Source organism: Variovorax sp. 278MFTsu5.1 (genome assembly GCF_048305045.1).
GTDB classification, from domain to species: Bacteria; Pseudomonadota; Gammaproteobacteria; order Burkholderiales; family Burkholderiaceae_C; genus Variovorax; species Variovorax guangxiensis.
The window spans coordinates 4,607,859-4,621,810 of sequence record NZ_CP157622.1 but is presented as its reverse complement, the minus strand read 5'-3'; the positions used below and the strand labels follow the sequence as shown (position 1 = coordinate 4,621,810).

15 protein-coding genes are annotated in these 13,952 nt (G+C 66.3%); 8 read left to right on the top strand and 7 right to left on the bottom strand.

The annotated features are described in order from the left end of the window. Positions 1-26 precede the first annotated feature (26 nt). Entirely contained in the window at positions 27-977 is a 951-nt protein-coding gene (locus ABL844_RS21520) for a YihY/virulence factor BrkB family protein (RefSeq protein WP_126024920.1), read from the top strand. On the opposite strand, the gene ABL844_RS21515 is transcribed toward ABL844_RS21520, so the two are convergent. Together ABL844_RS21515 and ABL844_RS21510 are read right to left on the bottom strand one after the other, a co-directional pair. Next, complete coding sequence (locus ABL844_RS21515; protein WP_369661564.1) at positions 925-1,683, bottom strand: 3-hydroxyacyl-CoA dehydrogenase; 759 nt, start codon at positions 1,681-1,683, stop codon at positions 925-927. The genes ABL844_RS21520 and ABL844_RS21515 overlap by 53 nt on opposite strands. 136 nt (positions 1,684-1,819) lie before the next feature. Continuing rightward, complete coding sequence (locus tag ABL844_RS21510) at positions 1,820-2,371, bottom strand: phasin family protein (protein ID WP_019655862.1); 552 nt, start codon at positions 2,369-2,371, stop codon at positions 1,820-1,822. A 242-nt stretch (positions 2,372-2,613) separates the two neighbouring features. Between ABL844_RS21510 and ABL844_RS21505 the strand changes: the two genes are divergently transcribed. Beyond that, positions 2,614-3,069: an acyl-CoA thioesterase gene (locus tag ABL844_RS21505; RefSeq protein ID WP_418128835.1), complete on the top strand. Its 456-nt coding sequence runs from the start codon at positions 2,614-2,616 to the stop codon at positions 3,067-3,069. 64 nt (positions 3,070-3,133) lie between these two features. Here ABL844_RS21505 and ABL844_RS21500 read toward each other — a convergent pair whose 3' ends face one another. Next, on the bottom strand, positions 3,134-3,541 hold the full coding sequence (locus ABL844_RS21500) for a hypothetical protein (protein ID WP_126024923.1): 408 nt from the start codon (positions 3,539-3,541) through the stop codon (positions 3,134-3,136). A 69-nt stretch (positions 3,542-3,610) separates the two neighbouring features. Further along, positions 3,611-3,844, bottom strand: coding sequence for a CsbD family protein (locus tag ABL844_RS21495; protein WP_126024924.1), 234 nt, complete (start codon positions 3,842-3,844; stop codon positions 3,611-3,613). 177 nt (positions 3,845-4,021) lie between these two features. On the opposite strand from ABL844_RS21495, the gene pncB reads away from it, so the two are divergent. The 6 genes from pncB to ABL844_RS21465 all read left to right on the top strand — a co-directional run bounded on the left by pncB (position 4,022) and on the right by ABL844_RS21465 (position 11,066). Further along, the gene (gene pncB, locus ABL844_RS21490; RefSeq protein WP_184641368.1) at positions 4,022-5,242 is read left to right on the top strand and encodes a nicotinate phosphoribosyltransferase; all 1,221 of its coding nucleotides are present in this window, start codon (positions 4,022-4,024) and stop codon (positions 5,240-5,242) included. A 38-nt stretch (positions 5,243-5,280) separates the two neighbouring features. Next, entirely contained in the window at positions 5,281-6,696 is a 1,416-nt protein-coding gene (locus ABL844_RS21485; protein ID WP_418128833.1) for a sodium:proton antiporter, read from the top strand. A gap of 14 nt (positions 6,697-6,710) precedes the next feature. Then, positions 6,711-7,697: a 2-hydroxyacid dehydrogenase gene (locus ABL844_RS21480; RefSeq protein ID WP_418117108.1), complete on the top strand. Its 987-nt coding sequence runs from the start codon at positions 6,711-6,713 to the stop codon at positions 7,695-7,697. Between the two features lie 22 nt (positions 7,698-7,719). Continuing rightward, entirely contained in the window at positions 7,720-9,114 is a 1,395-nt protein-coding gene (locus ABL844_RS21475; RefSeq protein WP_126024928.1) for a DNA recombination protein RmuC, read from the top strand. Beyond that, positions 9,111-10,274: an MFS transporter gene (locus tag ABL844_RS21470; protein ID WP_126024929.1), complete on the top strand. Its 1,164-nt coding sequence runs from the start codon at positions 9,111-9,113 to the stop codon at positions 10,272-10,274. The genes ABL844_RS21475 and ABL844_RS21470 overlap by 4 nt, the downstream gene beginning before the upstream one ends. Before the next feature lie 120 nt (positions 10,275-10,394). Then, positions 10,395-11,066, top strand: a complete 672-nt coding sequence (locus ABL844_RS21465) for a TetR/AcrR family transcriptional regulator (protein WP_184641364.1) — start codon at positions 10,395-10,397, stop codon at positions 11,064-11,066. Positions 11,067-11,107: 41 nt separating this feature from the next. Here the strand turns inward: ABL844_RS21465 and ABL844_RS21460 are convergent, their stop codons facing one another. From ABL844_RS21460 to earP, 3 genes are all read right to left on the bottom strand, one after another. Next, positions 11,108-11,971 (bottom strand): TIGR00730 family Rossman fold protein, encoded by an 864-nt coding sequence (locus ABL844_RS21460; protein WP_126024931.1) that lies wholly within the window; start codon positions 11,969-11,971, stop codon positions 11,108-11,110. 118 nt (positions 11,972-12,089) lie between these two features. Further along, positions 12,090-12,644 carry an elongation factor P gene (gene efp, locus ABL844_RS21455; RefSeq protein ID WP_126024932.1) on the bottom strand — a complete coding sequence of 185 codons (555 nt, stop codon included), beginning with the start codon at positions 12,642-12,644 and terminating at the stop codon, positions 12,090-12,092. Positions 12,645-12,790: 146 nt separating this feature from the next. Further along, positions 12,791-13,879 carry an elongation factor P maturation arginine rhamnosyltransferase EarP gene (gene earP / locus ABL844_RS21450; protein WP_418128831.1) on the bottom strand — a complete coding sequence of 363 codons (1,089 nt, stop codon included), beginning with the start codon at positions 13,877-13,879 and terminating at the stop codon, positions 12,791-12,793. Positions 13,880-13,952: the final 73 nt, after the last annotated feature.

The following is a 13,952-nucleotide window of genomic DNA, read 5'->3' as shown; positions in this document are numbered from 1 at the left end:
CATACTGAAAGCGACCGGATTCACGCATGACGACGCCCAAACCCCTGCAACACGTCGCGCCGCTGCTGCGCCACCCCCTGAGGTTCATCTGGGAAGCCCTCAAGGAATTCCGCGCCAACCAGGGCCTGCTGCTCGCTGGTGCCGTGGCGTACTACGCGCTGCTGTCCATCGTGCCGCTGCTGATCGTGAGCGTGATCGCGCTGTCGCACGTCATCGAGCAGGCCGAGCTGCTGCGCACCATCGGGCGGTACCTCGAATGGCTGCTGCCGGGGCAGTCCAAGGCCATCGTGGCGGAGCTTTCGAGCTTCCTGGACCATCGCGACGTGCTGGGGCCGGTGCTGCTGGTGACGATGATCTTCTTCAGCTCGCTGGCCTTCAGCGTGCTCGAAAGCGCGATGGCGGTGATCTTTCACCACCGCAAGGCGGATCACAAGCGCCATTTCCTGGTGTCGGTGGCCATGCCCTACATCTACATCCTGTGCCTGTGCGTGGGGCTGCTGCTGGTCACGCTGGTGTCGGGGGCGCTGCAACTGGTGGGGCAGGAAAGCGTCGACCTGCTGGGGCGCAGCTGGTCGCTGTCGGGCGTATCGGGGCTGCTGCTTTACCTGCTGGGGCTGGGCGGCGAGATCTTCATGCTGACCTCGCTCTACCTCGTGATGCCGGCCGGGCGCATGTCGCTGCGCCATGCGCTGCTGGGCGGGGTGACGGCCGCGCTGCTGTGGGAGGCCACGCGGCGCGTGCTGATCTGGTATTTCTCGACGCTCTCGCAGGTGAACGTGGTCTACGGCTCGCTCACCACGGCCATCGTGGTGCTGCTGAGCCTGGAGATCGCCGCCACGCTGGTGCTGCTCGGGGCCCAGGTGATCGCGAACTACGAGCGCCTGGACCGCACCGGCACCACCAGGGTGCCGGAATCCGAAAGGCTCAGCGGGGAGCCAGTCGAATCGCTCCGTCCAGGCGGATCACCTCGCCGTTGAGCATGTCGTTCTCGATGATGTGCTTGGCCAGCTTGGCGTAGTCCTCGGGCGTGCCCAGGCGCGAAGGGAAGGGTACGCTGGCGGCCAGTGCGTCCTGCACTTCCTGCGGCATGCCGAAGAGCATGGGCGTGCCGAAGATGCCGGGCGCGATGGTCATGTTGCGGATGCCGCTGCGCGCGAGGTCGCGGGCGATGGGCAGGGTCATGCCAACCACGCCGCCCTTGGAGGCGCTGTAGGCAGCCTGGCCGATCTGGCCGTCGTAGGCGGCGACGGAGGCGGTCGAAATCAGCACGCCGCGCTCGCCGGTGGATTCGGGCTCGTTCCTGCTCATGGCGTCGGACGCGAGCCGGATCATGTTGAAGCTGCCGATCAGGTTGACCGTGACGGTCTTGCTGAAGGTGGCCAGCGCGTGCGGGCCGTTCTTGCCCACGGTCTTCTCGGCCGGAGCGATGCCGGCGCAGTTGACGAGGCCGGCCAGCTTGCCCAGCTTGAGCGCCGCGGCGACTGCAGCCTGGCCGTCGGCCTCCTGGCTCACGTCGCACTTGACGAACACGCCGCCGATTTCCCTGGCAACGGCTTCGCCCTTTTCAACCTGCATATCGGCGATCACCACCTTGCCGCCATTGGCGGCCAGCATGCGCGCCGTGCCCTCGCCGAGGCCCGAAGCGCCACCGGTCACGATAAAAACCTTGCCGTCGATCTGCATAAGAAGTCTCCTGGGATAAGCCCGCCATTATCGAAGACGCTCGCAGGACGAAAAAAAGGGCCTCATCCGGAGATGAGGCCCCTGAATTGGATCCGTGAGGACCCAAGGAGACAACTGGTGGTGGTCGGTCGCTTGCTTAGCGCTTGCGCGAGGCGGTAGCGGTCTTGGCAGCGGCGACGGCCTGGCTCGACACGGCGTTGAAGTTGGCTTCGGCGACGTCCGAAGCTTGCTTGACGGCCTTCTGAACCGATTCGAAAGCGTTGTTGGCGGCGGCCACGGCGCTCTTCAGGACGGCAACGGCGGTTTCCGAACCGGCGGGAGCGTTCTTGGAAGCGCTGTCGACCAGGCCGACGAAGGCTTGCTGGGCTTCGGTGGCCTTGGCTTCGAAAGCCTTGGTGAATTCGGCGCCGGTGCCCTGGGCGATGTCGTACAGGTGACGGCTGTAGGCGGCGGTCTTCTCGGCCAGGGGCTGGAACAGGCTGGCTTGCAGCGTCAGCAGCTCTTGCGCGTCCTTCACGCTCAGGGCGGCCTGGGCGGTGTTCTGGGCTTCGGCCAGGGCGGCCTTCGAGGCGGTCACGTTCAGTTCGACGAGCTTCTCGACGCCTTCGAAAGCCTTGGTGGTCAGGCCGAACAGGGTTTCGAGGTTTGCTTTTTGAGCGGCGAGGATTTGGTCAGCGGTCAGGGCCATTTGGGATCTCCAGAAGGGATGATTGAGTGGTCGGTTCACGTTGCGCTGTCTCGCCGTCAATGTTGCGGTGCAGCATGGGCTCAAGTATAGGCAGCTGGTTTCTGCGATCAAGAGGTTTTTGCTGCCATGCAGCAATTTAGAAGCGGCCTTCTAAATTCGGTTGCGCAGCGGTTGCCGGCTGGCTGCGTACCGGTCACCAAGGTTGCCTTCCGCCGCAAAAGCCGCTGGCAGAATGCCGCGCGATGAGCGCACCGACCACCAGACCCACTCCCCATTCGCGCAACGGCTACCGCGCATTCCGCAGCATCCCGACGCGCTGGGCCGACAACGACATGTACGGCCACGTCAACAACGTCGTCTACTACAGCTGGTTCGATACGGCGGTGAACGCCCTGCTCATCGAGCGCGGCGCGCTCGACATCCACCATGGCCAGACCATCGGCTTCGTGGTGGAGACCCAGTGCAACTACTTCGCGCCGATCGCCTTCCCGCAGACGGTGGAGGCGGGCGTGCGGGTGGCGCAGGCGAGCCGCTCCAGCGTGCGCTACGAGATCGCCCTGTTCGCCGAGGGCTGCGACACCGCGGCGGCGCAGGGCCACTTCGTGCACGTCTACGTGGATCGCTCCACCCAGCGCCCGGTACCGCTGCCCGAGGCTCTCCAGCAGGTGGTCGATTCGCTCAAGTCTCGAGACCCCTGAAGCCGTTTCCGCAAAGGAAAACGGCGCCCCGGGGCGCCGTTTTCACTGGGCTCGAGCGAAGACCTTACATCTTCTTCTTCATGGCGTTGATCTCGGCCTTGCCCTGGGCTTCGTCAGCCTTGGCCTGCTTCTCGCAGGCGGTCTTGGCTTCGCCCTTCTGGTCGTCGCACTTTTCCTTCGCGACTTCGTAGGCGGCCTTTACCTTTTCCTCGGCCACCTTGCGGGCGTGGCTGTCGCTGGGCTGGTATTGCTGCTCCAGTTCGGCCTTGGCAACGTCTTCCTTGCCCTTGGCTTCCTTCATGCAGACGTCCTTGGCGTTGTCCTTCATCGTGTCGCACTGGGTCTTGGCGACCTTGTAGTCGGCCTCGATCTTTTCCTTGGCGACCTTGTATTCGTCCTTGGTCATTGCGCTGGCCTGGGTGGCCACGAAGCAGGTGGATGCGAGGGCCAGCATGAGAAGGTGCTTTTTCATGGGATGTTCTCCTTCGGGGATTGGATGGATCGGATTCGGCAGGGATGCCAGGGGGATGTCCGGCGGCGCTCAGTTGCGCTCGAACCAGAGCGCGTCCGGCGAGCGGCCGTCACGCGATTCCCAGTCCTTGACCTGCTTCTCGGCTTCGTCGCGGCTGATGCCGTGGCGTTCCTGGATGCGGCCGAGCAACTGGTCGCGCTTGCCGGCGATGACGTCGAAGTCGTCGTCGGTCAGCTTGCCCCATTGCTCCTTGACCTTGCCCTTGAGCTGTTTCCAGTTGCCTTCGATGGTGTCCTTGTTCATGCGAATCTCCTTTGGGACTGTTGAGCCGGCGGGGCTTGTCCGCCGCCGTGAAAACAATGTCGCCGCGAGGATTCGCCGCGTCGGTAGGACGTGCTGTTCGCCCCCCGTAGGCAGAGGCCGACGCGTCCCGTGATAATCGAACGGCCGCCGAAAGTTTGAGACAACGCGCCCAGCACCATGATCATTCACAGCCTGCTCGACACCGACCTCTACAAGTTCACGATGATGCAGGTGGTCCTGCATCACTTCCCCGGGGCAAGGGTCGAGTACCGCTTCAAGTGCCGCAATCCGGGCGTCGACCTCGCCCAGTTCGCCGGGCAGATCCGCGAAGAGGTGCGCGGCCTGTGCTCGCTGCAGTTCCGCGACGCAGAGCTCGCCTACCTGCGCTCCATGCGCTTCATCAAGAGCGACTTCGTCGACTTCCTCGGGCTCTTCAGGCTCAACGAGAAGTACATCAACATCATTCCCCAGCCCTCGGGCGAGCTCGAGATCCGCATCAAGGGGCCTTGGCTGCACACCATCCTGTTCGAGATCCCGGTGCTGGCCATCGTCAACGAGGTCTACTTCCGCAACACGCAGAAGAAGCCCGACTTCGAGGAAGGCCGCCGCCGGCTCGAGACCAAGCTGGCGCAGCTGCAGGAGGCCGGCCTCGGCGACCTGAAGATCGCCGACTACGGCACGCGCCGCCGCTTCTCCAAGGACTGGCACGAAGAAGTGCTGCGCACTTCGGCCGCGCGGCTGGGCGCCGTCACCTCGCCGCCGGTGCAGTCGCAGCCGGGCGCGCGGCTGCCGCAGCTGGCGGGCACCAGCAACGTGCTGTACGCGATGAAGCTGGGCATGATCCCGCTGGGCACCATGGCACACGAGTACCTGCAGGCCTGCCAGGCACTGGGCCCGCGGCTGCGCGACAGCCAGATCTTCGGCTTCGAGAGCTGGGCGCGCGAGTACCGCGGCGACCTGGGCATCGCGCTGTCCGACGTGTACGGCATGAGCGCCTTCCTGCGCGACTTCGACCTGTACTTCTGCAAGCTCTTCGACGGCGCGCGCCACGACAGCGGCGACCCGTTCGTCTGGGGCGAGCGCATGCTGGCGCATTACATCGCCAACCGGGTCGACCCGCGCACCAAGACGCTGATCTTCAGCGACGGCCTCACGGTGCCGCGCACCATCGAGCTCTACCAGCAGTTCCGCGGCCGCTGCCAGCTGGCCTTCGGCATCGGCACCAACCTCACCAACGACCTGGGCTACGAGCCGCTGCAGATCGTCATCAAGATGATCGAGTGCAACGGCCAGCCGGTGGCCAAGCTGTCGGACACGCCGTCCAAGAACATGTGCGAGGACGAGAAGTACCTGGCCTACCTGCGCCAGGTGTTCGAGATCGAACAACCCCCGGCGTGAAGGCTGTACTGACCTGTCTGGTACGGTACGGCCTCCCCATGCAGAAAAAGATCCGACCGAAGGCGGCCGTGCTGCCGCTGCTGTTCCTGTTTCCCGCCCTGGCCTCGGCCGCCGAATTCGACGGCGGCAGCCTCTCGCCGCTGTGGGGCGTGCCCTTCGCGGGCATCCTGCTGTCGATCGCGCTGCTGCCGCTGCTCGCTCCGGCCTTCTGGCACCACCACTACGGCAAGGTGTCGGCCGCCTGGGCGCTGGCTTTCCTGCTGCCCTTCGCGGCGACCTTCGGCGTGGGCTTTGCGGGCGTGCAGTTCGTGCATGCGCTGGTGGCCGAATACATCCCGTTCATCATCCTGCTGACCGCGCTTTTCACCGTGGCGGGCGGCATCCACATCCGCGGCAACCTGCGCGGCGCGCCGGGGCTGAACACGGCCATTCTTGCCATCGGCGCGGTGCTGGCGAGCTTCATGGGCACCACGGGCGCCTCGATGCTGCTGATCCGGCCGCTTATCCGCGCGAATGACGACCGCGTGCACAAGGTGCACGTGATCGTGTTCTTTATCTTCATCGTGTCGAACGCGGGCGGTGCGCTCACGCCGCTGGGCGACCCGCCGCTGTTCCTGGGCTTCCTGAAGGGAGTGGGCTTCTTCTGGACCGCGCAGAACATCCTTTGGGAAACGCTCTTCATCCTGGCCGTGCTGCTGGTGCTCTTCTACGCGATCGACCGCCACTACTACCGCAAGGAAGGCGTGCTGCCGGTCGACCCCACGCCCGACACGCCCCGCATCGGGTTCGACGGCGCCGCCAACTTCTGGCTGCTGGGCGGCGTGGTCGCGCTGGTGCTGCTGAGCGGCTTCTGGAAGTCGCAGGTGGTCTTCGACGTGTTCGGCACCGAGGTCGGCCTGCCGGGGCTGGTGCGCGACATCGGGCTGATCGCGATCGCAGTGGTCTCGTACAAGCTGACCTCGCCCAAGGTGCACGCCGACAACCAGTTCGAATGGGGCCCGATGGCCGAGGTGGCCAAGCTCTTCGCGGGTATCTTCCTGACCATCATCCCGGTGATCGCGATGCTGAAGGCTGGTACGCAGGGGCCCTTCGGCGCCATCGTCTCGGCGGTGACGCGCGCCGACGGCCAGCCCGATCCGGCGGCGTACTTCTGGGCCACAGGCGTGCTGAGCTCCTTCCTGGACAACGCGCCGACCTACCTGGTGTTCTTCAACACCGCGGGCGGCGACCCGGCGGCGCTGATGACCACCTACGCGAGCACGCTCGCCGCCATCTCCGCCGGCGCCGTGTTCATGGGCGCCAACACCTACATCGGCAACGCACCCAACCTCATGGTCAAGGCCATCGCCGAGAGCCGCGGCGTGCGCATGCCGAGCTTCTTCGGCTACATGGCGTGGTCGTGCGCCATCCTGGTTCCGCTGTTCGTCCTGTCCACCTTCCTCTTCTTCCGCTGAGAGACAAACAAATCATGAGCAAGCCCAAGATCCTGGTCGCGCGCGCGATCTTTCCCGAGACCATCGAGCGCCTGTTGCAGCATTTCGAGGTCGAGTCGAACCAGACCGACGAGAGCTGGAGCAAGGAACAGCTGATCGCGAAGCTGCAGGGCAAGCAGGGCGCCTTCACCACCGGCAGCGAGCGAATCGACGCCGCGGTGCTCGACGCCTGCCCCGACCTGAAGATCTGCGCCAACATGGCCGTGGGCTACAACAACTTCGACGTCGACGCGATGGCCGCGCACGGCGTGCTCGGCACCAACGCGCCCGACGTGCTGACCGAGACCACGGCCGACTTCGGCTTCGCGCTGCTGATGGCCACAGCGCGCCGCATCTCCGAGAGCGAACACTTCCTGCGCGCGGGCAAGTGGCAGAAGTGGAGCTACGACATGTTCGCGGGCTCCGACATTCACGGCTCCACGCTCGGCATCATCGGCATGGGCCGCATCGGCCAGGGCATCGCGAAGCGCGGCGCGCACGGCTTCGGCATGAAGGTGGTCTATCACAACCGCTCCAGGCTCGACGCGGCGCTGGAGGCCGAATGCAAGGCCAGCTACGTGAGCAAGGAAGAGCTGCTGAAGACGGCCGACCACGTGGTGCTGGTGGTGCCGTATTCGGCGGCGTCGCACCACACCATCGGCGCGGCCGAGATCGCGCTGATGAAGCCGACCGCCACGCTGGTCAACATCGCGCGCGGCGGCATCGTCGACGACGCCGCTCTGGCCATCGCGCTGCGCGAGAAGCGCATCGCCGCGGCCGGCCTCGATGTGTTCGAGGGCGAGCCCAAGGTCCATCCCGACCTGCTGACCGTGCCCAACGTGGTGCTGACGCCGCACATCGCCAGCGCCACCGTGCCCACGCGCCGCGCCATGGCCGATCTCGCCGCCGACAACCTGATCGCGTACTTCGGCGGCAAGGGACCGCTGACGCCCGTGACGCCGGTTCCGGCGGCAAGCAAGTAAGCAGCAGGAGCGCAACCGGACCTTGGACTCCTCGCTGATCCTCGTCGGACTGGCCGTGCTCGCGGCCATCCAGCTCGTGCTGGTGATCTGGCTGCTGGCCCGCCGGCAGCCTCCGCCCGACCTCAGCGAGGTGTCGCGCATGCTGGCCACGCTGGGCGCGGCCAACGAGCGCACCGAGCGTGAGCTGCGCAACGACATCGGCGAGAGCTCGCGCGGTGCTCGGCAGGAAACCGCGCAGGCCTTCGCCACCTTCCAGCGGGCACTGGTGCAGCAGGGCGCCGAGGCCACGCGCACGCAGAACGCGCAGCTCGACGCCTTCGCGCTGCAGCTCGCGTCGCTGCAGAAGACGCTGGCGGACACGCTCAACAACCAGCTGCAGGGGCTGAGCGAATCGAACGCGCGGCGCCTGTCGGAAGTGCGCGCGACCATGGAGGCGCAGCTCGCGCAGCTGCAGCAGACCAACGCCGCCAAGCTCGACGAGATGCGCAAGACCGTCGACGAGAAGCTGCAGACCACGCTCGAAGCGCGCCTTGGCGAAAGTTTCAGGCAGGTGGCCGACCGGCTCGAGCAGGTGCACAAGGGCCTGGGCGAGATGCAGACGCTGGCCGTGGGCGTCGGCAGCCTGCAGCGCGTGCTGACCAACGTGAAGACGCGCGGCATGTTCGGCGAAGTGCAGCTGGAGGCGCTTCTCGAGCAGGTGCTCACGCCCGAGCAGTACGCCAGGCAAGTCGAGACCAAGCCGCGCAGCGGGCAGCGCGTGGACTTCGCCATCCGCTTTCCCGGCCGCGGCGACGATGGCGCGCCGGTGTGGCTGCCCATCGACGCCAAGTTTCCGCGCGACGACTACGAGCGGCTCATCGACGCGCACGAGCGCGCAGATGCAGCGGGCGTCGAGCTTGCGGCTAAGGCGCTGGAGGCGCGCATCCGCACCGAGGCCAAGTCCATCGCCGACAACTACCTTGCGGCACCGCACACCACCGATTTCGCGATCCTGTTCCTGCCCGTGGAAAGCCTCTACGCCGAGGTGCTGCGCCGGCCCGGCCTGATGGACGCGCTGCAGCGCCAGCACCGCGTGACGCTGGCCGGCCCCACCACCTTGCTCGCGATGCTCAACAGCCTGCACATGGGCTTTCGCACGCTCGCGCTGGAGCGGCAGGCCTCCGAGGTCTGGAAGGTGCTGGGCGCGGTCAAGACCGAATTCGAGCGCTACGGCGAGTGGGTCGCCCGCATCAAGGAGCAGGTGGCCAAGGCCTCCGACACCATCGACAAGGCCGACACGCGCGCCCGGCAGATGCGCCTGGCGCTGCGCAAGGTGGAGGCACTGCCCGAGGCACAGGCCCAGGCGCTGTTGCCGCCCACCACCTCCGGCACCGAAGCCGACAACAACGAGAAAGAAGAGGGCGAGAACTCCCCGTGAAAGGTTCCGAACTGCTGCGTGTGATCGGCGCCCAGGTGTGCCTGCACGCGACCATGGCCGGCATGCGGCTCGCCACGCCGCTGCTGGCGCTCCAACAGGGCTACAGCGCGGCGGCGGTCGGCGTGCTGATCTCCCTCTTTGCGCTGACCCAGGTTTTTCTCGCCCTGCCGGCGGGGCGCTTTGCCGACCGGTACGGCTTCAAGCGGCCGCTGTGGCTGTCCGTCGTCGCCGCGGTCGTCGGCGCGGGGCTGGTGGTGATCTTTCCGGTGTTCCCGGTGATGTGCCTTGCGGCGCTCTTGACCGGCGGCGCCACCGGCGCGACGGTGATCGCGCTGCAGCGGCACGTGGGGCGCTCGGCCACCAACGCGACGCAGCTCAAGCGCGTGTTCAGCTGGCTGGCCATCGCGCCGGCCGTCGCCAACTTCGTCGGGCCGTTCCTGGCGGGCATGCTGATCGACCACGCGGGCCGCGCGCCGGCCGACATGCTCGCGTTCCGAATCTCCTTCGCGGTGATGGCGGCGCTGCCCATCCTCTGCTGGATGCTTGCGCGCGGCGCGGACGAACCGCCGCCAGCTCCGCCGCCCGCCGGCGCCAAGCCGACGCGCGCCTGGGACCTGCTGCGCGAGCCGATGTTCCGCCGCCTGCTGTTCGTGAACTGGCTGCAGTCGTCGAGCTGGGACGTGCACGCCTTCGTGCTGCCGATCCTGGGGCACGACCGGGGCATCAGCGCTTCGGTGATCGGCTCGATCCTCGGCGCCTTCGCCATCGCGGCGGCGGTGATCCGCGTGGTGCTGCCGGTGATCGCCTCGCGCGCCTCGGAACGCAACGTGATCCTGACCTCGACAGCGGTCACGGCGCTGGTGTTCGCGGTGTATCCGCTGCTGGATTCGGCCTGGACCATGGGCATCTGCTCTGTGGTGCTCGGCTTCGCCCTGGGCGCGGTGCAGCCGATGGTGATGAGCATGCTCCACCAGATCACGCCGCACACACGGCACGGCGAGGCACTGGGGCTGCGGCTGATGACCATCAACGCGTCGAGCGTGGCGATGCCGATGCTGTTCGGCTCGCTCGGCGCGCTGATCGGCATTGCCGGCGTGTTCTGGGTGGTGGGAGGTGTGGTGGCGATCGGAGCGAGAGCGACCTGGGGCCTGAAGGTTTGATCGGGCGGGCGCGTGGCTCGTAATCCACATCCCGGACACGAGTACTTCCCGTCCCTTTGACAATCTACTGACCCGAAGTCAGTATCCAGGCCTTCATCAACGACCCGAAGGCGACGATAGATGACCCCGAGCGGCGACACCGCCACGAATCCCCCCGGCACCGATGGCGAGCTCTCTCAGCGCCGGCGCACCAAGGCCCCCGAGACGCGCGCCGCCGCGCTGATGGAGGCGGCCCAGCGCCTCTTCATCGACAAGGGCATCGCCGCCACGAGCATCGATGACATCGCCGCTGGCGCGCAGGTGGCCAAGGGCACCTTCTATTTGTACTTTCCGTCGAAGGAGGCGCTGCTCGGCGCCTTGCAGCAGCGCTTCGTCGACATCTTCTGCGAGCGGCTGCAGGAGGCCATGGACCGCCAACGGCCGGGCAACTATCACGCCCGGCTGAAGGCCTGGGTGGAGACGGGGCTCGAGATCTACCTCGACAACGTCGCGCTGCACGACGTCGTCTTCCACGAATACCGCCCCGAAGACCGCCGCATGCGCAACGACAACGCCGTCATCGCGCAGTTGGCGGGCTTGCTGAAGCAGGGCGATGGCGCTGGCTTCTGGGACGTGGAGGATGCGACGCTCACGGCCGTGATCCTCTTCAATGCGCTGCACGGCGTGGCCGACGATGCCGTGGCGACCGGGCAGACCGGCGCTTCGGAGCGCAAGCGCCGCGCGCGGGCGCTCACGAGGTTCTTCGAGCAGGCGCTGCATCCGGCGGAAGATGAGGACGACAGCGCCGATTGATGCACCGACCGAGGCGATGAAGCGGCGGCTTCAGGCGTCGTTCAGAGCTTGTAGAAACGCTTGATCGCGCTCCAGGCATCCTCGGGCGCATCGACGTATTCGAAGAGCTTCACGTCGCCCGGCGAGATCACGCCCTCGTCGACGAGGAAGTCGAAGTCGATCAGCCGCTTCCAGTAGTCGGAGCCGAAGAGCACGATCGGCACCGGCTTCGACTTCTTGGTCTGTACCAGCGTGATCACCTCGAACAGCTCGTCGAGCGTGCCGAAGCCGCCCGGGAACGCCACCAGCGCCTTCGCACGCATCATGAAGTGCATCTTGCGGATGGCGAAGTAGTGGAACTTGAAGCTCAGCGCCGGCGTGACGTACGGGTTGGCTTCCTCTTCCATCGGCAGCGCGATGGCCAGGCCCACCGAAAGCCCGCCGCCTTCGTGCGCGCCGCGGTTGGCCGCCTGCATGATGCCGGGGCCGCCGCCGGTGCAGATGAAGAGCTTGTCCTGCGGCTCCCTGTCGTTGCTGTACTGGGCCACCAGCTTGCCGAAGGCGCGCGCCTTCTCGTAGTAGTGCGAGTTGCGCGCCAGCCGGCGCCAGCGCTCGGACGCGGCCGTGTCGCCGCTGAGTTCGGCCTGCGCGATCATGGCCGCGGCGTCTTCCTCGCTGCGGAAGCGCGCACTGCCGAACACCACCACGGTGTTCTCGATGCCATGGGCGCGCTGCTCGATGTCGGGCTTCATCAGCTCGAGCTGCATGCGGATGCCGCGCGTCTCGCGGCGCAGCAGGAATTCGGGGTCGGCGAAGGCGATGCGCGAAGGATCGGGGTCGAGCGGAAGGCCCTGGTCCGCATGGGCCTGGAGCGTGGCCCAGGCATCGGCCAGGCGCTTGTCGTGAAGGTTGTGCGTGTTGTTCATGGAGAAAGCGGACAGGTTGTCCGGGTGATTGTGCAGCGTCGCAACCATCATGCCCGGAAACGAAAAAGGCTCCTTGCGGAGCCTTTTCGGGGTGGTGGTCAGCCGGCGAAGCCGGGACTCAGACGCGCTTGCGGTATTCGCCGGTGCGCGTGTCGATTTCGATGCGATCGCCTTGCGAGACGAAGAGCGGAACCGGCACTTCGAAGCCGGTGGCGATCTTGGCGGGCTTCATGACCTTGCCCGAGGTGTCGCCCTTGACGGCCGGCTCGGTCCAGGTGATTTCGCGCTCGACGCTGGTCGGCAGTTCCACCGAGATCGCCTTGCCTTCGTAGAACACCACTTCGACGGCCATGCCGTCTTCGAGGTAGTTCAGGGCGTCGCCCATGTTCTCGGCTTCGACTTCGTACTGGTTGTATTCGGTGTCCATGCAGACGTACATGGGGTCTGCGAAGTACGAGTAGGTGCACTCCTTCTTGTCGAGCACGATCTGGTCGATCTTGTCGTCGGCCTTGAAGACCACTTCGGTGTTGAAGTTGGCGATCAGGCTCTTCATCTTCATGCGCACGGTGGCGGAGTTGCGGCCGCCGCGGCTGTATTCGGTCTTGAGGACGACCATCGGGTCCTTGCCGTGCATGATGACGTTGCCGGCGCGGATTTCTTGAGCGATTTTCATAACAGGGTCTCTGGATGTTGGCCGCTCGGTGCGCGGGGCTTTGGTTTGCCGTTCGGCTGGCCCCGCGGTACATGTCCCGCGGCAGGTTTAGCGGAAGACATTCCGGATCGATGAAACCCGGGCCGAAATCCGCAAAGCCCGCTATTTTAGCTTTTTTGGGTGACGAATTTTCGCAATTGGGTAATCAGGTCGTCCTGCGCGAGCAGCCGCGCGCGGGCGTTCCGGGCTGTTTCCAGCCACGGGCCGTGCATTTCCGGCTCGGGGAGGGCTGCGTCGCCAAAGCCGTTCCACGCGTGGTGGAAAAGCCTCAGCGAGGGCGGTGCGCCTAGCCAGTCGAGCCAGGCGTTCAGCTTTTCATGGTGGGCGTCGTCGTCCTGCGGATAGATCTGCCAGATCAGCGGCGCTCCGGCCCAGAGCGCGCGCACCAGCGAATCCTCGCCACGCACGAAGTTCAGGTCGCAGGCCCACAACAGGTGGTCGAAGTCGGGCTGTGTGAGATAGGGCAGGTATGAAATTGATAGCGCGCCGCGGCCATGGAGCAGCGGCGCGCTTCCCTGCAGAGCCTGGACCGCCTGCGCGGCACGGCCGGCCGTTACCAGCAGGCGAGTGGGCTGCCTGCTTTCGGCGAGGCGAGCCAGCAGTCCGGCCAGCGCGGGGGGCTCGTAGCAGAAGAGGGAGACGAGGCGTTCGTCCTGCCGCCAAGGGATCTGTCGTGCCGACAGCCAGGATGCGCGATCGAAGCGCGACCTGCGCTCCATCAGGTCGGGCTCGCGAAGCAGTCCGCCGGTGGCGCTCGTGAAGCCGGGATAGAAGAAGCGCTTGGTCAGTCCGGCGCCGGGGCCCTTGAACACCGGCGAGGGCAGGCCGTGCAGCCGCTCCACGTACGGCTCCGCAGACAGGTATTCGAGGTTGATCCAGGCAATGCCCGGTCGCTCGGCGAAACGGGCGACCAGCTCCGGCGCCGGGTCGCAGCCGAAGCCTTCGATCAGCACGTCGGGCGCTGGCTGCGCCACGGCCGCCCGCAGCGCCGAGGGATCGAGCCAATCGATCACTTGCACGCCGTCATGGCCCGACGGCGCCATCCAGCCCAGCGCCGTCGCATCGTCGATCCATAGCCGCACGCGCTCGCCGAGGGCGGCCAGCTGGCGGGCAAGCCGCCAGCAGACGCCCAGGTCGCCGTGGTTGTCGATGACCTTGCAGAAGATGTCCCACTGCTTCGATTGGCTGGATTGCATGGTCGCGAGTGTGCCCGTGTTCGCCGATGGCGCTTGCTATGCTGTCCGGACAACCACCACCGGAGAGAGAACC